Source organism: Anoxybacillus sp. FSL W8-1294, from assembly GCF_037965005.1.
Taxonomy (GTDB): Bacteria; Bacillota; Bacilli; order Bacillales; family Anoxybacillaceae; genus Anoxybacillus; species Anoxybacillus flavithermus_G.
Genome location: NZ_CP150179.1, coordinates 527,501 through 547,905 on the forward strand (window position 1 = coordinate 527,501; position 20,405 = coordinate 547,905).

Annotated in this window: 13 protein-coding genes, 25 tRNA genes and 2 rRNA genes (1 of these 40 cut by a window edge); 36 read left to right on the forward strand and 4 right to left on the reverse strand. The window is 42.3% G+C overall.

Annotation, left to right across the window (positions count from 1 at the left end):
* The 27 genes from NSQ23_RS02815 to NSQ23_RS02945 form a co-directional block, all read left to right on the forward strand.
* Positions 1-659, forward strand: a 23S ribosomal RNA gene (locus NSQ23_RS02815); it begins 2,267 nt to the left of the window's first position.
* 364 nt (positions 660-1,023) lie between these two features.
* Positions 1,024-1,140 (forward strand): 5S ribosomal RNA (gene rrf, locus NSQ23_RS02820).
* Between the two features lie 15 nt (positions 1,141-1,155).
* Positions 1,156-1,230 (forward strand) — tRNA-Asn (locus NSQ23_RS02825).
* Positions 1,231-1,235: 5 nt separating this feature from the next.
* A tRNA-Ser gene (locus NSQ23_RS02830) sits at positions 1,236-1,326 on the forward strand.
* Between the two features lie 21 nt (positions 1,327-1,347).
* Positions 1,348-1,419 (forward strand) — tRNA-Glu (locus NSQ23_RS02835).
* A 15-nt stretch (positions 1,420-1,434) separates the two neighbouring features.
* Positions 1,435-1,510, forward strand: a tRNA-Val gene (locus tag NSQ23_RS02840).
* A 15-nt stretch (positions 1,511-1,525) separates the two neighbouring features.
* Positions 1,526-1,602 (forward strand) — tRNA-Met (locus tag NSQ23_RS02845).
* 4 nt (positions 1,603-1,606) lie between these two features.
* Positions 1,607-1,682 (forward strand) — tRNA-Asp (locus tag NSQ23_RS02850).
* A 5-nt stretch (positions 1,683-1,687) separates the two neighbouring features.
* Positions 1,688-1,763, forward strand: a tRNA-Phe gene (locus tag NSQ23_RS02855).
* Between the two features lie 41 nt (positions 1,764-1,804).
* Positions 1,805-1,880, forward strand: a tRNA-Thr gene (locus NSQ23_RS02860).
* A gap of 10 nt (positions 1,881-1,890) precedes the next feature.
* Positions 1,891-1,966, forward strand: a tRNA-Lys gene (locus tag NSQ23_RS02865).
* Positions 1,967-1,970: 4 nt separating this feature from the next.
* A tRNA-Leu gene (locus NSQ23_RS02870) sits at positions 1,971-2,051 on the forward strand.
* A 4-nt stretch (positions 2,052-2,055) separates the two neighbouring features.
* Positions 2,056-2,130: transfer RNA gene (locus NSQ23_RS02875), tRNA-Gly, on the forward strand.
* A gap of 9 nt (positions 2,131-2,139) precedes the next feature.
* A tRNA-Leu gene (locus NSQ23_RS02880) sits at positions 2,140-2,225 on the forward strand.
* Between the two features lie 8 nt (positions 2,226-2,233).
* Positions 2,234-2,310: transfer RNA gene (locus NSQ23_RS02885), tRNA-Arg, on the forward strand.
* Between the two features lie 20 nt (positions 2,311-2,330).
* Positions 2,331-2,407 (forward strand) — tRNA-Pro (locus NSQ23_RS02890).
* Between the two features lie 7 nt (positions 2,408-2,414).
* Positions 2,415-2,490, forward strand: a tRNA-Ala gene (locus tag NSQ23_RS02895).
* 12 nt (positions 2,491-2,502) lie between these two features.
* Positions 2,503-2,576 (forward strand) — tRNA-Met (locus NSQ23_RS02900).
* Positions 2,577-2,584: 8 nt separating this feature from the next.
* Positions 2,585-2,661: transfer RNA gene (locus NSQ23_RS02905), tRNA-Ile, on the forward strand.
* Positions 2,662-2,674: 13 nt separating this feature from the next.
* Positions 2,675-2,767: transfer RNA gene (locus NSQ23_RS02910), tRNA-Ser, on the forward strand.
* Positions 2,768-2,795: 28 nt separating this feature from the next.
* A tRNA-Thr gene (locus NSQ23_RS02915) sits at positions 2,796-2,868 on the forward strand.
* Between the two features lie 8 nt (positions 2,869-2,876).
* Positions 2,877-2,952: transfer RNA gene (locus tag NSQ23_RS02920), tRNA-His, on the forward strand.
* A 176-nt stretch (positions 2,953-3,128) separates the two neighbouring features.
* Positions 3,129-3,199, forward strand: a tRNA-Gly gene (locus NSQ23_RS02925).
* A 5-nt stretch (positions 3,200-3,204) separates the two neighbouring features.
* A tRNA-Ile gene (locus NSQ23_RS02930) sits at positions 3,205-3,278 on the forward strand.
* A gap of 19 nt (positions 3,279-3,297) precedes the next feature.
* A tRNA-Asn gene (locus tag NSQ23_RS02935) sits at positions 3,298-3,372 on the forward strand.
* A gap of 3 nt (positions 3,373-3,375) precedes the next feature.
* Positions 3,376-3,467 (forward strand) — tRNA-Ser (locus NSQ23_RS02940).
* A gap of 11 nt (positions 3,468-3,478) precedes the next feature.
* A tRNA-Glu gene (locus NSQ23_RS02945) sits at positions 3,479-3,550 on the forward strand.
* Between the two features lie 95 nt (positions 3,551-3,645).
* On the opposite strand, the gene NSQ23_RS02950 is transcribed toward NSQ23_RS02945, so the two are convergent.
* Positions 3,646-4,302 (reverse strand): serine protease, encoded by a 657-nt coding sequence (locus NSQ23_RS02950; RefSeq protein WP_339172775.1) that lies wholly within the window; start codon positions 4,300-4,302, stop codon positions 3,646-3,648.
* A gap of 253 nt (positions 4,303-4,555) precedes the next feature.
* Entirely contained in the window at positions 4,556-5,524 is a 969-nt protein-coding gene (locus NSQ23_RS02955) for a cation diffusion facilitator family transporter (protein ID WP_339172778.1), read from the reverse strand.
* Positions 5,525-5,798: 274 nt separating this feature from the next.
* Between NSQ23_RS02955 and glgB the strand changes: the two genes are divergently transcribed.
* From glgB to NSQ23_RS02980, 5 genes are read left to right on the forward strand one after another with little or no spacing between them, the layout of a single operon-like run.
* Complete coding sequence (glgB, locus tag NSQ23_RS02960) at positions 5,799-7,724, forward strand: 1,4-alpha-glucan branching enzyme (RefSeq protein WP_339174250.1); 1,926 nt, start codon at positions 5,799-5,801, stop codon at positions 7,722-7,724.
* Positions 7,672-8,844: a glucose-1-phosphate adenylyltransferase gene (locus NSQ23_RS02965; protein ID WP_339172780.1), complete on the forward strand. Its 1,173-nt coding sequence runs from the start codon at positions 7,672-7,674 to the stop codon at positions 8,842-8,844. The genes glgB and NSQ23_RS02965 overlap by 53 nt, the downstream gene beginning before the upstream one ends.
* Positions 8,832-9,854, forward strand: a complete 1,023-nt coding sequence (locus tag NSQ23_RS02970) for a sugar phosphate nucleotidyltransferase (protein ID WP_339172782.1) — start codon at positions 8,832-8,834, stop codon at positions 9,852-9,854. Before NSQ23_RS02965 ends, NSQ23_RS02970 begins: the two co-directional genes overlap by 13 nt.
* Positions 9,851-11,305 carry a glycogen synthase GlgA gene (gene glgA / locus NSQ23_RS02975; protein WP_339172784.1) on the forward strand — a complete coding sequence of 485 codons (1,455 nt, stop codon included), beginning with the start codon at positions 9,851-9,853 and terminating at the stop codon, positions 11,303-11,305. Before NSQ23_RS02970 ends, glgA begins: the two co-directional genes overlap by 4 nt.
* Entirely contained in the window at positions 11,292-13,679 is a 2,388-nt protein-coding gene (locus NSQ23_RS02980; protein WP_339172787.1) for a glycogen/starch/alpha-glucan phosphorylase, read from the forward strand. The genes glgA and NSQ23_RS02980 overlap by 14 nt, the downstream gene beginning before the upstream one ends.
* Before the next feature lie 37 nt (positions 13,680-13,716).
* Here NSQ23_RS02980 and NSQ23_RS02985 read toward each other — a convergent pair whose 3' ends face one another.
* Both NSQ23_RS02985 and NSQ23_RS02990 read right to left on the reverse strand, forming a co-directional pair.
* The gene (locus NSQ23_RS02985) at positions 13,717-14,448 is read right to left on the reverse strand and encodes a yteA family sporulation protein (protein WP_339172789.1); all 732 of its coding nucleotides are present in this window, start codon (positions 14,446-14,448) and stop codon (positions 13,717-13,719) included.
* Positions 14,449-14,537: 89 nt separating this feature from the next.
* Positions 14,538-15,473: a 1,4-dihydroxy-2-naphthoate polyprenyltransferase gene (locus tag NSQ23_RS02990; RefSeq protein WP_339172791.1), complete on the reverse strand. Its 936-nt coding sequence runs from the start codon at positions 15,471-15,473 to the stop codon at positions 14,538-14,540.
* A 157-nt stretch (positions 15,474-15,630) separates the two neighbouring features.
* Between NSQ23_RS02990 and NSQ23_RS02995 the strand changes: the two genes are divergently transcribed.
* From NSQ23_RS02995 to menB, 4 genes are read left to right on the forward strand one after another with little or no spacing between them, the layout of a single operon-like run.
* A complete protein-coding gene (locus NSQ23_RS02995; RefSeq protein WP_339172794.1) occupies positions 15,631-16,989 on the forward strand; it encodes an isochorismate synthase in 1,359 nt (452 codons plus the stop codon).
* Positions 16,982-18,721, forward strand: a complete 1,740-nt coding sequence (gene menD, locus NSQ23_RS03000) for a 2-succinyl-5-enolpyruvyl-6-hydroxy-3-cyclohexene-1-carboxylic-acid synthase (RefSeq protein ID WP_339172796.1) — start codon at positions 16,982-16,984, stop codon at positions 18,719-18,721. Before NSQ23_RS02995 ends, menD begins: the two co-directional genes overlap by 8 nt.
* Complete coding sequence (gene menH / locus NSQ23_RS03005; protein ID WP_339172799.1) at positions 18,718-19,545, forward strand: 2-succinyl-6-hydroxy-2,4-cyclohexadiene-1-carboxylate synthase; 828 nt, start codon at positions 18,718-18,720, stop codon at positions 19,543-19,545. The genes menD and menH overlap by 4 nt, the downstream gene beginning before the upstream one ends.
* Entirely contained in the window at positions 19,535-20,353 is an 819-nt protein-coding gene (gene menB, locus NSQ23_RS03010; protein ID WP_004888931.1) for a 1,4-dihydroxy-2-naphthoyl-CoA synthase, read from the forward strand. The genes menH and menB overlap by 11 nt, the downstream gene beginning before the upstream one ends.
* Positions 20,354-20,405: the final 52 nt, after the last annotated feature.

Sequence of the window (20,405 nt, forward strand, 5' to 3'; positions counted from 1 at the left end):
GTTTGACTGGGGCGGTCGCCTCCCAAAGCGTAACGGAGGCGCCCAAAGGTTCCCTCAGAATGGTTGGAAATCATTCGAAGAGTGTAAAGGCAGAAGGGAGCTTGACTGCGAGACCTACAAGTCGAGCAGGGACGAAAGTCGGGCTTAGTGATCCGGTGGTTCCGAATGGAAGGGCCATCGCTCAACGGATAAAAGCTACCCCGGGGATAACAGGCTTATCTCCCCCAAGAGTCCACATCGACGGGGAGGTTTGGCACCTCGATGTCGGCTCATCGCATCCTGGGGCTGTAGTCGGTCCCAAGGGTTGGGCTGTTCGCCCATTAAAGCGGTACGCGAGCTGGGTTCAGAACGTCGTGAGACAGTTCGGTCCCTATCCGTCGCGGGCGTAGGAAATTTGAGAGGAGCTGTCCTTAGTACGAGAGGACCGGGATGGACGCACCGCTGGTGTACCAGTTGTCCCGCCAGGGGCACAGCTGGGTAGCTATGTGCGGAAGGGATAAGCGCTGAAAGCATCTAAGCGTGAAGCCCCCCTCAAGATGAGATTTCCCATCGCGTCAAGCGAGTAAGATCCCTTGAAGATGACAAGGTAGATAGGTCCGAGGTGGAAGCGTGGCGACACGTGCAGCTGACGGATACTAATCGATCGAGGACTTAACTAAACACACACGAAAAGCGGAGGCGACTGTCCAGCCACGAAGAACGCGAAAGGCCTGCGAGGAGGCTGTTGCCGCCACAGCAGGACTGAAGCGGTTCGAGGGGCTAGGAGCCGCAGCTAGACATCAAGAAAAGCTGAGAACGGTCCTTGGCGAAGCCAAGGAAACGTCCGACGGAGCCGAGAGCTTTTGACGAAGACGTGCGTGCACGTCGAACGGAAAAAGCGAAAGGCGTAGGAGGATGTTAGTTCGAAGCTAGACATCACGAAAAGCGAAGGCGACTGTTCTGTTATCTAGTTTTGAAGGAATAAAAAAATGCTTGACAACAAAAAATATTCCGTTATAATAACATTTGTCTAAAGCATTATTGCTCGGTGACGATGGCGGAGAGGTCACACCCGTTCCCATCCCGAACACGGAAGTTAAGCTCTCCAGCGCCGATGGTAGTTGGCGGGACACCGCCTGCGAGAGTAGGACGTTGCCGGGCAAAACAATATGTTATTCCGCAGTAGCTCAGTGGTAGAGCACTCGGCTGTTAACCGAGCGGTCGTAGGTTCGAATCCTACCTGCGGAGCCATTTACGGAGAGCTGTCCGAGTGGTCGAAGGAGCACGATTGGAAATCGTGTAGACGCGATGAGCGTCTCAAGGGTTCGAATCCCTTGCTCTCCGCCAGCCACTTTGGAAATAATATATGGCCCGTTGGTCAAGTGGTTAAGACACCGCCCTTTCACGGCGGTAACACGGGTTCGAATCCCGTACGGGTCATCTTTTATCTTTTATGGAGGATTAGCTCAGCTGGGAGAGCACTTGCCTTACAAGCAAGGGGTCGGCGGTTCGATCCCGTCATCCTCCACCATGTATGAACAATCATCGCGGGGTGGAGCAGCCAGGTAGCTCGTCGGGCTCATAACCCGAAGGTCGCAGGTTCAAATCCTGCCCCCGCAACCAAATTGGTCCCGTAGTGTAGTGGTTAACATGCCTGCCTGTCACGCAGGAGATCGCGGGTTCGAGTCCCGTCGGGACCGCCATGTATGGCTCGGTAGCTCAGTCGGTAGAGCAAAGGACTGAAAATCCTTGTGTCGGCGGTTCGATTCCGTCCCGAGCCACCATTTTGAATAATGTCGGCTTCATTTAAATATATATATAATATGCCGGCTTAGCTCAATTGGTAGAGCAACTGACTTGTAATCAGTAGGTTGCGGGTTCAAGTCCTGCAGCCGGCACCAGATTGTTTTTGAGCCATTAGCTCAGCAGGTAGAGCATCTGACTTTTAATCAGAGGGTCGGAGGTTCGAGTCCTCCATGGCTCACCATGATGCGGGTGTGGCGGAATTGGCAGACGCACCAGACTTAGGATCTGGCGCCTCTGGCGTGGGGGTTCAAGTCCCTCCACCCGCATAATGCGGAAGTAGTTCAGTGGTAGAACACCACCTTGCCAAGGTGGGGGTCGCGGGTTCGAGTCCCGTCTTCCGCTCCAATATGCCATGCCGGGGTGGCGGAATTGGCAGACGCACAGGACTTAAAATCCTGCGGTAGGTGACTACCGTGCCGGTTCGAGTCCGGCCCTCGGCACTTTATATGCGCCCGTAGCTCAATTGGATAGAGCATCTGACTACGGATCAGAAGGTTAGGGGTTCGAATCCTCTCGGGCGCGCCATGTTTATATCATTATGAGGACGGGAAGTAGCTCAGCTTGGTAGAGCACATGGTTTGGGACCATGGGGTCGCAGGTTCGAATCCTGTCTTCCCGACCATTTTCAAGGGGCCTTAGCTCAGCTGGGAGAGCGCCTGCTTTGCACGCAGGAGGTCATCGGTTCGATCCCGATAGGCTCCACCATATATTTATAATGGCGGCGTAGCTCAGCTGGCTAGAGCGTACGGTTCATACCCGTAAGGTCGGGGGTTCGATTCCCTCCGCCGCTACTAGCTTAGGACCTTTAGCTCAGCTGGTTAGAGCAGACGGCTCATAACCGTCCGGTCGTAGGTTCGAGTCCTACAAGGTCCACCATGTTATATTATACGGAGGAGTACCCAAGTCTGGCTGAAGGGGTCGGTCTTGAAAACCGAGAGGCGTCGAAAGGCGCGCGGGGGTTCGAATCCCTCCTCCTCCGCCATATACAGTTTCATATCGCTTTATATTATGCCGGCTTAGCTCAATTGGTAGAGCAACTGACTTGTAATCAGTAGGTTGCGGGTTCAAGTCCTGCAGCCGGCATCATTGTGGCGGCTATGGCGAAGTGGTTAACGCACCAGATTGTGGCTCTGGCATTCGTGGGTTCGATTCCCACTAGTCGCCCCATAACATTTGCAAATTCAAATATGCGGGTGTAGTTTAGTGGTAAAACCTCAGCCACGAGCGACGCTTCGTCGAGTAAACCACGAGTTGCCTCGACGCATCCATCATCTTTGAATATGCTAGTAGAGGAAGAGGCATGACTGAGCGTGATGAGTGTTGCTTATTATAAAATTCGACGTGCGGGTGTAGTTTAGTGGTAAAACCTCAGCCTTCCAAGCTGATGTCGTGGGTTCGATTCCCATCACCCGCTTACATGGGCCTATAGCTCAGCTGGTTAGAGCGCACGCCTGATAAGCGTGAGGTCGGTGGTTCAAGTCCACTTAGGCCCATTATAATCTTTATTTTCGTTCCGCAGTAGCTCAGTGGTAGAGCACTCGGCTGTTAACCGAGCGGTCGTAGGTTCGAATCCTACCTGCGGAGCCATTTGGAGAAGTACCCAAGTGGCTGAAGGGGACGGTTTGCTAAACCGTTAGGTCGCGTTTTGCGGCGCGCGGGTTCAAATCCCGCCTTCTCCGCCATTGCCACATATGGCCCGTTGGTCAAGTGGTTAAGACACCGCCCTTTCACGGCGGTAACACGGGTTCGAATCCCGTACGGGTCACTAGAAAAAGGGACATCTCTTAAGAAGAGATGTCCCTTTTGAATTATTTGGCTCCATAATATTTGGTGCTGGTTTTTACTCACCAACACCAAATATTATAGAGCCTTAATGACTGGCCCTCCGCTATTTCCGTGTGTAGCTGCAGCGTCAATTTGAATGACAGGGCTCCCTTGTTCAGTTTTTTTAGAAGCGGCAGAGATATGACCAGTGTTCATTGAGGAAACGAGTGAGGAATCAGGAGATAATAAATCGGAATCAGCAGCAGCAGGATAACCGATCACCCAAATGTTGTCTTGATTTTGTACGTCATCAGAATTTCCTAGTTTTAATGTAGGAAAATTTTTCCTTTCTATTTTTAATACAGCAACATCTTTTCCTTCGTTAATCGGTGCGCCATAGCTTTTAATTTCTCCATCGAGTACATCTCCACCAGGTAGTATTACTTTCAATCCTCTTTTGATGTCTACATATTGCGTATAATCAATCATATAATCGTATGCTGCGTTCACGTCTACTTGAAAATAATCGGCAATTCCTTGAACCATTTGTTTAAAAGCGGCGTACGCGATTTGTTCATCATCCATTTTAGAAAATTCGACAACGTGAGCGTTCGTCACGATATAACCATTTGAACTAATAATCGCACCAGAGCCGGATCCACCTATAATGGTTTGATTATTCATTTGTTGCAAGTAGTTTGAGACAGCTGGATTATCATCTACGAAGTCCCACTTGACGATGGCGTAGTCCACAATTCTGACAACAGCTGGTTTTGAATATTCAGCCAGCTTTTGAGCCTTGGTAATGTGAGAAGTATCTGGTTTGATATTCAGTAAGAAAAAGAACTAATCACTAATGCCATTAATAGAACGCTTAAAGAAATTGCAATCATTGCTCTCCTCATATTCCATTCCCCCTGTATAAGTGATGAAAAGCCTCATTTTAACGAACTCATATATTGTATTCATCTATAAAGTTATTAGAACATAAAAAAAGAAAAAAACGCTACTCAACATGAGCAACGTCTTCTCCACTCATATCCATTTTATTTTTCCTCTCTAAAAATTTCTTGCCATACTCGCCATGTTGATGAATCGATGGGTGCTCAACTTGAACGGTGACGTGGGAAAGATTGTATCGTTCCTTTAACATTTCATTGATCGCCAAAATGACGCAAAATGGCTGGATGCGTTCATGAATGAGAACGTGTGCAGTTAAAGAATAATGATCGGTGGAAATAGACCAAATATGCAATTCATGTACATCTTCGACTCCTTCAACAGATAAAATATCCGCGCGAATGCGTTCGATATCAAATTCGTCCGGGACTGCGTCCATTAAAATAAAATACGACTCTCGAACAATTTTTGCCCCACCTACGAAGATAATGGTACCGATAACGACGCTGATGAGGGGATCAAATACATATAGACCTGTAAAGTAAATTAAAATAGCTGAAATGATAACACCGATGGAACTTAGTAAATCACCAATAAAGTGCCATAAAGCGCTTTTTACATTTAAATTTTCTTCTTCTTTCATGCTCCGGCTTAAAACGATTGTTAACACAAGATTAACGATAAATCCGATTGTTGCGATCGTTAACATGAAGGAAAATTGAATGGTTTCGGGATGAATGAAACGACGGATTCCTTCGATAAAAATCCCCACCGCAATAACGACAAGTGCAAGCCCATTCAAAAATGAGGCGATAATTTCAAATCGTAAATAACCAAATGTAAATTTTTTATTTGGCGGACGAGAAGCTAAATAAAGAGCAATCATACTTAACCCTAATGCAATCACATCGGACGCCATGTGTGCTGAGTCTGACAATAAAGCAAGGGAATTTGATAAAATGCCCCCTATGACTTCCACAATCGTGAAAAAAGCGGTTAATAATAATGTCGTCCAAAGTGCTTTTTTTGATGTTGTCTGCACTTTTACATGCGGTAAATGATGAAAATCGTACATATAAACGCCCCCTCATTATTTATAATAAATATAAAAAAATATAAAAAACAATTACTATAAAATATTCTATATAATTATCATTTGATAATCAAACGACAATTTTATGGACGTTCGTATTGATTTTTCATTTCGCCACATTTAGCATGTGATTTGTTGAACATTGTCGAAAAATATCTTAATTTTCTTACAGGAATTTTACATGGCGTAGTGTAATATATCAGTACGGAGTGATTTTGTATTCCTTTAGGAAAGGAAGGATGAACATTTGTTAACGATGAGTCCAACCGATTTGCAGTTGCATTTATTTCACGAAGGAACGTTTTATGAAAGCTATCATTTATTCGGTGCACATCTTGTGAAACGAGACGGGAGAACGGAAACGCGTTTTTGTGTATGGGCCCCACATGCCAAAAAAGTTCGGCTTGTTGGGACATTTAACGATTGGAACGGAGAGGAATATGAATTAACAAAAATAAACGATCAAGGAGTATGGATGATTGTTGTTCCAGAAAATTTAGAAGGATATTTATATAAATACGAAATTATAACAAAAGATGGACGTACTCTTCTTAAAGCAGATCCATATGCTTTTTATGCTGAAGAACGCCCCCATACAGCCTCTATTGTATATCAGTTGAATGGATACAAATGGAACGATCAAGCGTGGCAAAGAAAAAAGAAGCGAAAGCCTATTTATAAGCAACCGATGTTTATTTATGAAGTTCATTTCGGAACGTGGAAAAAGAAAGAAGATGGGCAATGTTACACATATGCGGAGATGGCAGATGAGTTAATTCCTTATGTTGTTGAGCATGGATTTACTCATATTGAACTGTTACCGCTTGTTGAGCATCCGCTTGATCGTTCATGGGGATATCAAGGAACGGGTTACTATGCTGCAACGAGTCGCTATGGGACGCCCCACGATCTTATGTATTTTATCGATCGCTGTCATCAAGAAGGAATCGGTGTTATTTTAGATTGGGTTCCGGGACATTTTTGTAAAGATGCGCATGGGCTATATATGTTTGATGGCGAACCAACGTATGAATATGTGAATATGCAAGATCGGGAAAATATTGTTTGGGGAACAGCTAATTTCGATTTAGGGAAGCCGGAAGTGCACAGCTTTTTAATTTCGAATGCTTTGTTTTGGTTACAATACTATCATATTGACGGTTTTCGTGTAGATGCGGTGGCGAATATGCTTTATTGGCCAAATAGTGACGTATTACATCCAAATCCATATGCCATTTCATTTTTAAAAAAGTTAAACGAAGTTGTCTTTGCTTTTGATCCAAACGTATTAATGATTGCAGAGGATTCAACTGATTGGCCGAAAGTAACAGCACCGACGTACGACGGTGGATTAGGATTTAACTACAAATGGAATATGGGCTGGATGAATGATGTACTAACTTATATGGAAACGGGCATGAGTGAACGAAAACATATGCATCACAAAATGACATTTTCTCTACTTTATGCTTATACGGAAAACTTTATTTTACCTTTATCTCATGACGAAGTGGTACACGGAAAAAAATCGTTGTTGAATAAGATGCCCGGCGATTATTGGGATAAATTCGCCCAACTTCGCTTGCTTTACGGCTATTTTATAACTCATCCAGGAAAAAAACTATTATTTATGGGTGGAGAGTTCGGACAGTTTGATGAGTGGAAAGATTTAGAACAACTCGACTGGGTGCTATTTGATTTTGATATGCATCGAAAAATGGATGATTACGTGAAATCCCTCACGTATTTTTATAAAAAACAAAAAGCACTATACGAATATGATCATGATCCAAATGGGTTTGAATGGATTGATGTGAACAACGCTGAACAAAGTATTTTTTCTTTTATTCGGCGCGGAAAAAAAGAGGAAGATACGCTAATTGTTGTTTGTAACTTTACAAATGTTGTATATGACAATTACAAAATTGGTGTGCCATTTCTGACATCATATCGAGAAGTATTCAACAGCGATGATGTGATGTACGGTGGTGCGGGACATATAAACAAAAAGCCACTTAAGGCATGTGAAGAATCATATCACGGAAAGCCGTACCACATTCGAATGACGATTCCGCCGTATGCTATCACTATTTTACGACCTACAAGAAAAAGAGAAGGGAAGGGAAACCATGGTACGAAAAAAGTGCGTCGCTATGCTACTCGCGGGGGGGCAAGGGAGTAGATTAAGCTCATTAACAAAAAATGTAGCTAAACCGGCTGTTCCGTTTGGAGGAAAGTATCGTATTATTGATTTTACACTAAGCAATTGTGCCAATTCTGGTATTGATACAGTTGGGGTACTCACTCAATATCAGCCGTTGGAGCTAAATACGTATATTGGGATTGGAAGTGCATGGGACTTGGATCGGAAAAACGGAGGGGTAACGGTTCTCCCCCCATATGCTGAATCGTCGGAAATGAGATGGTATAAAGGGACAGCAAATGCGATTTATCAAAACTTAAACTATTTAAAGCAGTATGATCCGGAGTATGTGCTCATTCTTTCTGGCGATCATATTTACAAAATGAATTATGCAGATATGTTGCAATATCATATTGAAAAGAAGGCAGATGTGACGATTTCTGTTATTGAAGTACCGTGGGAAGAAGCGAGCCGTTTTGGAATTATGAATACAAATGAAGAGATGGAAATTGTCGAATTTGAAGAAAAGCCAGCACATCCGAAAAATAATTTAGCTTCGATGGGCATTTACATTTTTAAATGGTCGATTTTGAAAGAATATTTGGAAATGGATAATCGAAATGATCGCTCAAGTCATGATTTTGGCAAAGATATTATTCCTTTGTTAATTGATGAAAAAAAGCGACTCGTTGCTTATCCATTTAAAGGATATTGGAAAGATGTCGGAACGGTAAAAAGTTTATGGGAAGCAAATATGGACTTACTAGAAGATACCCCAGCGTTAAATTTATTTGATCATACGTGGCGTATTTATTCAGTGAATCCGAATGAACCGCCACAATATATTGCTCCGTATGCGCATGTGAAAGAGTCTTTAGTGAATGAAGGATGCATTGTTGAGGGGAATGTGGAGCATTCTGTTTTGTTTCAAGGGGTGTATGTTGCACAAGGTGCAACAGTAAAAGATTGCGTTGTTATGCCTAATGCTGTAATTGGTAAAAATGTATATATTGAAAAAGCGATTGTTCCACCAAACATGGAAATTCCCGATGGAACGTTCATTTGTGCCGATCAATTTGACGGGGAAGTTATTCTTGTGACAGAGGAGCTTTTGGGACATTTTTCAGAGAGAGAGGATGAGAAAGCGTGGGAAAATTAATGCTCGGGGTTATTGATGCAACGACATATAAGCGTGAAATGAATGATTTGACGCTTCAACGTTCTATTGCCGCTGTTCCGTTCGCTGGGCGCTATCGATTAATCGATTTTGTTTTATCAAATATGGTTAATTCAGGGATTGAAAGTGTCGCTATTTTCCCAAAATATCAATATCGTTCGTTAATGGATCATTTAGGTTCGGGTAAAAATTGGGATTTGAATCGAAAACGCGATGGCTTATTCTTTTTTCCTTCAACAGATCTCCCGATTTCTCATATTGGATCATTTCAACATTTCCAGCAACATATCGATTATTTTTTGCGAAGTACACAAAAGTACGCTCTCATTTGCAATAGTTATACAGTATGTAACATCGATTATGAAGAAGTGCTGCGACGCCACATCATGAACGAGTGCGATATTACTCGTATATGTCATCATGGTCAATCCCTCGACATGTTTATTTTAGAAACATCGTTGTTACTCGATTTGATCGCTAACCAACAAAGAAATCATTATCAAAGTATTGTTGATGTTGTCAATGATCAAACAAATGGATTAACAGTATGTGATTATGAATATGATGGGTATGTTGCGGTCATTGATAGTATCGAACGTTATTTTCATCATAGTTTAGAACTTCTTCAACCAGATGTGTGGAAACAATTGTTCTTAAAAGGAAGACCGATTTATACAAAAGTAAAAGACGAACCACCGACAAAATATACATCGCATGCTTGCGTGCGTAATGCAATGATCGCAAACGGATGCGTCATCGAAGGGGAAATTGAAAATAGCATTATTTCGAGATCAGTAAAAATAGGAAAAGAAGCTGTTGTGAAACATAGCGTTATTATGCAAAAAAGTCAAATTGGAGAGAACTGTCATCTTGAATATGTCATTGTTGATAAAGATGCCCGAATTGGCGATGGGGTGAAATTAATTGGGACACCGAAGGAGCCAATCGTCATTCGAAAAGGAACAATACAAGGAGCGCTGATGAAATCGTGAAAGTATTATTTGTCGTATCAGAATGTGTACCATTCGTAAAAACAGGCGGGTTAGCAGATGTGGCTGGTGCATTACCAAAAGAGTTGAAAAAGCTTGGGACAGATGTACGTGTCATGTTACCAAAGTATGGGTTAATTCCAGAACATATGCGAAAAAAAATGCATAAAATTGCTGAGCTTGTCGTTCGTGTTGGTTGGAGAAGACAATATTGTGGAATTGAACAATTAGAATATGAAGGAATTACATATTATTTCGTCGACAATGAGTATTACTTTAAGCGAGATTCATTATATGGACATTACGATGACGGCGAGCGTTTTTCATATTTTTGTCGCGCCGTACTCGATTCTCTTCCGATCATTGATTTTCAACCGAATGTAATCCACTGCCATGATTGGCATACAGGTATGATTCCATTTTTATTGCGTGAAGAATATACGAACAATTCATTTTACGCACGAATGAAAACGGTATTTACGATTCATAATTTACAATTTCAAGGTATTTTCCCACGCGAAATTTTAGGGGACTTGCTGAATTTAAGCGACCGTTATTTCTCTATTGAACATTTAGAGTTTTATGGAAACGTCAGTTTTATGAAAGGGGCGCTTGTCTCGGCGCATATGATTACAACGGTCAGTCCAACGTATAAAGAGGAAATTCAAACGCCATATTATGGTGAACGGCTTGACGGGCTGTTGCGAGCGAGAAGTTCGCATTTAGTTGGCATTTTAAATGGGATTGATGATGAAATATATAATCCAAAAAAAGATCCGTATATTGCAGTGCCGTATGATGTAACGACAATTGCGCGAAAAAGCATTAATAAACGAGCTCTCCAACAACATTTTTCATTGCCGTCAGAAGAAGATATCCCAATTATCGCTATTGTTTCGCGGCTCACAAAACAAAAAGGCCTAGATTTAGTGACATGTGTATTTCATGAGATCATTGCTCAAAATGTCCAAATGATCATTCTCGGAACAGGGGAATGGGAGTTCGAACATTTCTTTCATGAGATGGCGATGACATATCCAGATCGGGTTCGCGTATATATTGGATTCTCCGAACAGCTTGCTCATCAAATTTATGCTGGTGCGGACATGTTTTTAATGCCGTCACAGTTCGAACCATGTGGGCTTGGACAAATGATTGCGATGCGTTACGGAGCTGTGCCGATCGTTCGCGAAACAGGTGGATTAAATGATACGGTACAATCTTTTAACGAATTTACGAAAGAAGGAACAGGTTTTACGTTTAAAAACTTTAATGCGCATGACATGTTATATACAATTCAGCGAGCTCGTTCATTTTATGAACAAAAAGAAATATGGGAAACGATTATGAAGCGGGCAATGAGTCGCGATTACAGCTGGGCAAAATCGGCATTTAAATACAATCAACTATATGACGAACTAATGGCTGGGAGTGACATCTATGTTCACGGATAAGGAAGAATTTAAACAAACGTTTTTGAGGCGATTAGAAATGATGTATGGAAAGCGGTTTTGGGAATCGACGGTCCTGGATCAATACAATACGCTAGGGCATATGATTCGTGAGTACATTAGCAAACATTGGATTCAAACGAACGAACGATATCGTGCTGAACATAAAAAGCAAGTGTATTATTTGTCGATTGAATTTTTGCTAGGTCGCTTGTTGGGCAGCAATTTAATGAATCTTGGTATACGCGATGTCGTGGAGCAAGGATTAAAAGAGCTTGGCATTGAATTGGCTCATATCGAAGAAGTGGAAATAGATGCAGGTCTCGGAAATGGAGGGCTTGGTCGATTAGCTGCTTGTTTTTTAGATTCTCTTGCTTCTCTTGATTTGCCTGGACATGGTCAAGGAATTCGTTATAAGCACGGTTTGTTTGATCAAAAAATAGTGAATGGTTATCAAGTCGAACTCCCTGAACAATGGTTGCGTCACGGGAACGTTTGGGAAGTAAAAAAAGAAGATTTAGCGGTAGAAGTTAATTTTTGGGGAAAAGTAGAATGCTACGAACAAGATGGGCGATTAACGTTTCGACATTATGATGTAGAAAAAGTGATGGCGGTTCCTTATGATATGCCTGTCATCGGGTATGATACGACGACTGTAAATACGTTGCGATTGTGGAGTGCCGAGCCCGCGAAGTTTCCGCTTCATAAACATGTCATGCAATATAAACGAGAAACGGAAGCTATTTCTGAATTTTTGTACCCTGATGATACAAATGATGAAGGAAAAATTTTAAGGTTAAAACAGCAATATTTTCTTGTTGCTGCAAGCATCGGGAGCATTGTGCGCGACTATCGGCAACGATACGGACATTTACAACATTTCCATCGACACGTAGCGATTCATGTGAATGACACCCACCCAGTTCTAGCCATTCCAGAACTGATGCGAATTTTGTTAGATGAGGAAGGAATGGGATGGGATGAAGCGTGGCACATTACGACAAATACGATCTCTTATACAAATCACACAACATTGTCTGAAGCGTTGGAAAAATGGCCTATTTACATTTTCCAACCGCTACTGCCGCGAATTTATATGATTGTGCAAGAAATTAATGAACGATTTTGTCGTGATTTATGGAATCGATATCCTGGCGATTGGAAAAGAATCGAGGAGATGGCGATTATTGCTCATGGGCTTGTGAAAATGGCTCATTTAGCGATTGTAGGGAGCTATAGTGTGAATGGTGTGGCGAAAATACATTCTGAAATTTTAAAGCATCGGGAAATGAAGTTATTTTACGAATATTTTCCAGAAAAATTTAATAATAAAACGAATGGCATTACACATCGTCGTTGGTTGCTTAAAGCAAACCCGGAGCTTTCTTCTCTTATTACCGAAGCGATCGGAACGGAATGGATAAAGCAACCTGAGCAGCTTATTCAGTTGAAAAAGTATGCAACTGATCATGCATTTCAAGAACGATTAGAAAAAGTGAAACATCACCATAAACAAAAGTTAGCTAAATATATTTACGAAAAAACAGGGGTGACTGTAGACGACTCATCGATTTTTGATGTACAAGTGAAACGGTTACATGCGTATAAAAGACAGTTGTTAAATGTACTCCACATTATGCATTTATATAACCGATTAAAAGAAGATGAACATTTCGATATGTATCCACGTACGTTTATTTTTGGCGCGAAAGCATCGCCGGGATATCATTATGCGAAGCGGATTATTAAGTTAATCAATTCTGTTGCACAAAAGGTGAACAGCGACGAACAAATTAATGGGCGGTTAAAAGTTATTTTCTTAGAAAATTACCGTGTCTCATTGGCAGAAAAAATTTTTCCAGCCGCTGATGTAAGTGAGCAAATTTCGACGGCAAGCAAAGAAGCATCAGGGACCGGAAACATGAAATTTATGATGAATGGAGCTGTGACGATCGGAACGCTCGATGGGGCTAACATTGAAATTTTAGAACGTGTCGGTCATGACAATATGTTTATTTTTGGATTGACTGCAGAAGAAGTGTTGCACTATTATGCTAACGGTGGATATCATTCATATGAGTATTATCACCATGATCAACGTATTCATCAAGTCGTCAATCAGCTTGTAAATGGCTTTTTTCCAGATGCATATGATCACTTCGAGCCGATTTACGATTCGTTGCTTGCTCATAATGATCAATATTTTGTCCTACGGGATTTCGCATCGTATGCTGATGCACAACAACGATTGGGAGTAGCGTATGAAAATCGCCAAAAGTGGTTAGAAATGAGCGTGACGAACATCGCTTGTTCAGGGTATTTTTCAAGCGATCGAACGATTGAAGAATACGCTCAAGACATTTGGAATATTCACTAACGGAAAAGTCCTGTAAGCATATGCTCACAGGACTTTCTTATGAAGTATAAGGATCTTTTTCATAAGCTGGAAGATCACCGAGTGGAGACATTAATTGTTCGTCATCGAGCATTTGTTCATATTGTTCATGTACAATGTTTGGATAAATCGTAATGCCCGTTCCATAAAGATCGGTTGCCGCAAATGTTTCAAACGGTTCGACGTAACCGATTTGTTCTCCTGCATCGATATACATTCGATCGTAATGCACAGTATCCTCTTGTAGATCCGAAGGTGTTTCTGATGTACCGAAACGTGCAACTTTTTTCCAGCTATCTTCGGCATCAAAAGTTTCTACATCGTCATGAACGACAAATTCGCCAAATGGAGGAGACAAAACACTTTCTTCTATTGGACGATGTTGTGAAACGACTTGATCGGTGCTATGTTCCTTACAAAACGTTGTTGTTGGGATGGCCTCAAGACGTTCCCATGGGATCGATTTTCCGCATACTTGGCAAACCCCGTATGTCCCATCTTCCATCGCTTGAAGTGCAAGCTCGATATCGTGAAGCTCTCGTTCTGTATGTTCGTTCAGCGCAATATCTTTTTCTCGTTCATATAATTCTGTGCCAGTATCAGCAGGATGATTGTCATAATTCGATAATTCGCCAACTGAATCATGATTAGATGTTCGGGTGAGACCGAAATGATCGTTTTGTTTCAACCGTTGCTCAATTTGTCGTTTTTCTTGCAATAAACGGTCACGTAAAGCAGATATATCCTGCACAATAAATTCCCTCCTTCAAGTTCTAACTACGCATAGTATGGACTAAAAAGAAAAAACCATAGCGTCAAGGCTATGGTTTTTCTTAACAATTATTGCATCCAATAATGAATAAATAGACCGACAACGAGTAAAAATCCGAACTGCGTATTCGTTTGAGCGGTCGCTTTCATGGCTGGCATCATGTCGATCGGTTTCGTTTTTCCAATAAACCCCTTCGTTGCTCGCCACGCTTTTGGGACACTGAAAAATACGAGCAATGTCCATGGTGAAATCGTTTTTGTAAAAACAAGTAACACAATCCATAAAAACGATGTGACAAACATGCCGCCTAACAACCAAATGGCACGTTTTCTACCGAGTAAAATGGCTAACGTTTTTCGTCCGCTTTTTTTGTCTCCATCTAAGTCGCGAATGTTATTGGCTAATAAAATAGCACCAACTAGAATAGAGATGGGAACAGAAACAAGAACAGGTGTTGATGTAATTGTGCCCGTTTGAATAAAAAATGAAATTAAAATGATGGTAAGACCCATGAAAAACCCTGCTGCTAATTCACCAAATGGGGTATAGGCGATCGGAACAGGTCCGCCCGTATAAAAATATCCAGCGGCCATGCAAATCGTTCCGATTACAGCTAGCCACCAACTACTATTGACACAAATATAAACGCCAAGTAGCATAGCAACAGCAAAAAAAGACCATGCGAGAAACAAGACAGTTGTTGGAGAAATGCCATCGCGCACGATTGCTCCACCGATACCGACGGACTCTGGTGTATCGAGACCACGTTTATAATCGTAATATTCATTAAACATATTTGTTGCCGCTTGAATAAACAATGAGGCAATAAGCATGGCCAAAAATAAAGAGAAGCGAATTGGTGCTTCGTCTACTGCAAGCACAGTACCAATGGAAACGGGAACGAACGCTGCAGTTAGCGTATGTGGTCGCAATAAACGCCACCAAACGCGCCAGTCTCGTTTATAATGAACCGTTTGAGTATTTGAACGTACTGGTGTGGGCATACCATTCTTCTCCTTTAAGTAAAATGTCGTTCACAATAAGTTTAGGGAAGTGGGGAAAATGTGTCAATGTCTTGACAATATAAATTGTTTCCTATCTCTAAAAAACAATATTATAATGGAAAAGGGACAAAAAGTTTAAGTATAGGCGTGATAAAAGGTGGTTACTTTATATCAAAACAAAGTTATTGACCAATTGCGTCATGTATTAGGGAAAAAAGAGCATATGGTTAGTATTACCATAAGAATGGAACAAATCGATCCGCTTGCTTTTTTCTCTGCGGGTGAAACGTTATTTTATGGGCAACGTTTTTACTGGTCGGATTGCTTGCACGAACGAACATTTGTTGGACTTGGACGAGCTCAAGTTATAAAAAGCAATGAAAAGACGAAAAAGCGGTTTCGTGACGTCGAACGAGAATGGAAACAAATTGTAGAAGGCGCTTTCATTGAAGGGCAAGGGCCGCTAATGTTTGGAGGATTTGCCTTTGACCCGCTGAAACAGTCGGATGAACATTGGATTGAATTTCCTTCTGCCCAGTTTGTTGTACCTACATTTTTGTTAACAAAGCAGCGAGATGAAATATGGTTAACAGTCAATGTTGTTCATGAATCGCTCAATCAGATTGAAGAAATGATCGATTCTTTATTTCACACACGCGATGAGAGCGATTCGCATCGTGCTCACATTGTGAAAAAAGAAGAAGTTGCTCGCGACCAATGGCTCCGTTCCGTTCATTACGCGACAGATCTTATTCGAAATGATGCAATTGAGAAAGTTGTTTTAGCACGGAAGCTATTTCTTTCTTTTTCTGAGCGAATTGATCGTTCTCATGTGTTACGCTCATTGCGTGAACAACAACCGATGAGCTACATTTTTGCTTTTGAAAATGGCTCTACTTGCTTCATCGGGGCTTCTCCGGAGCAACTTGTGAGAAAGAATGGGCATATGTGTGAAACAGCCTGTTTGGCGGGATCGATTCGCCGTGGACATACGGTGAAAGAAGATGAAGAGCTTGGACGTTGGTTGCTTCAAGACGATAAAAATCGCCGCGAGCATGCGTTTGTTGTCGATATGATTAAACAAGCAATGAATGAAGTATGTACGGAAGTTGTCATTCCGAACGAACCAACGCTTCTGAAAATGAGACATATTCAACATTTATATACGCCTGTTCAGGCGAAAGTGAAGGAAGGCGTCTCGATTTTTTCACTCGTTGAACGGCTTCATCCAACCCCTGCGCTCGGGGGATTTCCGAAAGAAAAGGCGGTACAGACGATTCGGGAGATTGAGCCGCTTGATCGTGGATGGTATGCCGCTCCGATTGGTTGGGTTGATGCGAACGGAAACGGAGAGTTTGCTGTTGCGATTCGTTCGGCATTGCTTGAAGACAATAAAGCACATTTGTTTGCAGGATGTGGCATTGTCGCCCATTCTGATCCACATAATGAATACGAGGAAACGAATGTAAAGTTTAAACCGATGTTATCAGCGTTAGGGGGGGATGGAGATGAATGAAATGACAGCGTATGTCACAGCTTTCGTTGAGCAATTAGCTCATATGGGCGTCCGACAAGTTGTAATTAGCCCAGGTTCTCGCTCCACTCCTCTAGCGATGGTTATGGCTGAACATCCAACGTTAAATATTCATGTTCATATTGATGAACGTTCCGCTGCTTTTTTCGCATTGGGCATGGCGAAGGCTTCTGGAGAGCCAGTTGCTCTTGTTTGTACATCAGGGACAGCAGTAGCAAATTATTATCCAGCAATCGTTGAAGCTTATTATGCACGTGTCCCACTCGTTGTGATTACGGCTGATCGCCCTCATGAACTGCGTGATGTTGGCGCCCCACAAGCAATTAACCAGTTACATATGTATGGTTCATATGTAAAATGGTTTGTTGATATGGCGCTTCCAGAAGGAAATGAGCGAATGCTTCGTTATGCCGAAATGGTTGCTGCTCGCGCGGTATACGTTGCATCGTCTGTCCCAAAAGGACCGGTTCATATTAACGTACCGTTGCGCGAACCACTCGTTCCAACGATCGATGAGCCGTTGTTTTTGCCATCTTCTCCAGCTCGCATCGTGTATAAAGGAAATAAGCATCTTTGTGAAGAGATGATCGATGAGTTGTATGCGGAGTTGAGCGGTGTCGAAAAAGGGGTCATTATATGCGGAGATTTGCATATCGAAGGTTTTTCTGAGGCAGTTGTGAAGTTAGCGGAAGCATTGCAATACCCTATTTTAGCAGATCCTCTCTCTCCATTGCGGACAGGTATACACGAGAAACGATGTATTATTGAATCGTATGATGCGATGTTAAAAAATGAAACGTTTGCGGATAGGTTTGTTCCAGATGTCGCTATTCGGTTCGGAGCGATGCCTGTATCGAAATCGCTTTATGTTTGGTTGCAGAAGCATAAACAAGTAAAACAAATAGTTGTCGATGAAGCGGGACAATGGCGCGATCCAACGTTGTCGCTTCAAGTACTGATAGAAGCAAATGAGGTTCAGTTTTGTTATGATTTAGCGCAACGTGCCTCACATTCCCTTCGTTCGTCGCAATGGATGAGCAAGTGGCAATATATGAATGAACGTGCAAAACACATTTTGTTGAAAGCAGAAGAAGAGACGGATATGTTTGAAGGGAAAATATTTATTGAACTTGCCAACCTATTGCCAGACAAAGCAACACTCTACGTTGGCAACAGTATGCCTATTCGTGATGCGGATACGTTTTTTATGTCATCGAGTAAACGAATCCGTTTACTCGCGAATCGAGGAGCAAACGGCATTGATGGAGTTGTATCTAGTGCTCTTGGGGCAAGTTACGTTTCCCAACCACTTGTGTTAGTGATTGGCGATTTGTCATTTTATCATGATTTAAACGGTTTGTTGGCAGCGAAATTACAACAGCTACATGCGACAATCATCGTGTTAAACAATAACGGCGGAGGTATTTTCTCTTTCTTACCGCAAGCGAATGAACCAAAGCATTTCGAACGGTTATTTGGTACGCCGACACATTTATCATTTCAGCATGCTGTTGACATGTATAATGGGCATTATGAAAAAGTAGAGACGTGGGAACATTTTCGACGAGCGATGACGGACGCTCTTTCACGCCCGACATTAAACGTCATTGAAGTTCCGACATCACGTGAATATAATGTCAAAATCCATCGGAAATTGTGGAAAGATGTTTCCCAGGAAATGTCCAACTTGTTGAATAAAGGGGAATGGGCATGAAGTTTGTCGTTCGAGGACAAACGTATTATGTGGAAATGTACGGTAATGGACAACCGCTGTTGTTACTACACGGATTTACAGGCAGCTGTCAAACGTGGCATCCGTTTATTTCAACGTGGAGCCAACATATACAGTGCATCGCCATTGACATTCTCGGTCACGGACGAACGGATGCTCCTTCAGCTGTACAGCGCTACGATATTGAAACGGTGGCGAAAGATATTGCGATGTTGTTTGATCGATTAGGAATAAAAAAAGCTCATGTGCTTGGATATTCAATGGGGGGGCGGCTTGCGTTAACGTTTGCGATTCGTTATCCGCAGTACGTTCAAACATTAATATTAGAAAGTAGTTCCCCGGGATTAAAAACGGAAGAAGAGCGAATAAAGCGGTGTGAAGAAGATGAACGATTAGCGCAGTTTATTGAACAACATGGCGTCGCTTCATTTGTCGATCGCTGGGAGAACATTCCGTTATTTTCTTCTCTTCAACGGTTACCAAAAAGTGTACAACAACGGCTCCGAGAAGAACGGTTACAGCATACAGCGATTGGACTAGCTAACAGTTTACGTGGGATGGGGACAGGCGCACAACCTTCTTGGTGGGGGGCATTGCATCAATTACATATGCCGACATTGTTGATTTGTGGAGAAGACGATGAAAAGTTTTGTCGAATTGCGTCAGAAATGGTACAATTATTACCAAACGGAACGCTCATTGCCGTTCCGCAAGCTGGACACGTTGTGCATATGGAGCAGCGTGAGCGGTTTGGTACGCTTGTTCAACAATTTGTGCTAAGAGGAGGTTTATTGCATGGCGATTGAATGGATAAAAGAGAGGGAATATGAAGATATTTTGTACGAAACGTATAACGGCATTGCAAAAATCACAATTAATCGTCCTGAAGTACATAATGCGTTTCGTCCAAAAACAGTAATGGAATTAATTGATGCGTTTGCATATGCACGTGACGACTCTAATATTGGTGTCATCATTTTAACAGGTGCAGGCGGCAAAGCGTTTTGTTCGGGTGGCGACCAAAAAGTGCGTGGACATGGTGGATATGTGGGGGATGATCAAATTCCGCGCTTAAACGTATTAGATTTGCAACGTTTAATTCGTGTCATTCCGAAGCCGGTTATTGCGATGGTTGCAGGTTATGCGATCGGTGGTGGTCACGTGCTACATGTTGTTTGTGACTTAACGATTGCAGCAGATAACGCGATTTTTGGTCAAACAGGTCCGAAAGTGGGCAGCTTTGATGGAGGATATGGAGCCGGCTATTTAGCGCGCATTGTCGGTCATAAAAAAGCGCGTGAAATTTGGTATTTATGTCGCCAATACAATGCCCAAGAAGCGTTAGAAATGGGATTAGTGAATAAAGTTGTTCCGCTTGAACAGTTAGAGGAAGAAACGGTGAGATGGGCGGAAGAAATTTTAGAAAAAAGCCCGACAGCTATTCGCTTCTTAAAAGCTGCGTTCAACGCTGATACTGATGGATTGGCAGGCATTCAACAACTTGCTGGAGATGCAACGCTTCTTTACTATACAACGGATGAAGCTAAGGAAGGACGCGATGCATTTAAAGAAAAGAGAAAACCGGACTTCAAGCAGTTCCCGCGTTTTCCATAAAAATAAAGCAGCTTGATGTGCATACATCAAGCTGTTTTTTTAAAGGTGGTGT

Coding starts and splice junctions, on each gene's coding strand:
- NSQ23_RS02980 (WP_339172787.1), top strand. CDS start 11,292: ATGTTCACGGATAAGGAAGAATTTAAACAAACGTTTTTGAGGCGATTA.
- NSQ23_RS02955 (WP_339172778.1), bottom strand. CDS start 5,524: ATGTACGATTTTCATCATTTACCGCATGTAAAAGTGCAGACAACATCA.
- NSQ23_RS02990 (WP_339172791.1), bottom strand. CDS start 15,473: ATGCCCACACCAGTACGTTCAAATACTCAAACGGTTCATTATAAACGA.
- menB (WP_004888931.1), top strand. CDS start 19,535: ATGGCGATTGAATGGATAAAAGAGAGGGAATATGAAGATATTTTGTAC.
- menH (WP_339172799.1), top strand. CDS start 18,718: ATGAAGTTTGTCGTTCGAGGACAAACGTATTATGTGGAAATGTACGGT.
- menD (WP_339172796.1), top strand. CDS start 16,982: ATGAATGAAATGACAGCGTATGTCACAGCTTTCGTTGAGCAATTAGCT.
- NSQ23_RS02965 (WP_339172780.1), top strand. CDS start 7,672: ATGGTACGAAAAAAGTGCGTCGCTATGCTACTCGCGGGGGGGCAAGGG.
- glgB (WP_339174250.1), top strand. CDS start 5,799: ATGAGTCCAACCGATTTGCAGTTGCATTTATTTCACGAAGGAACGTTT.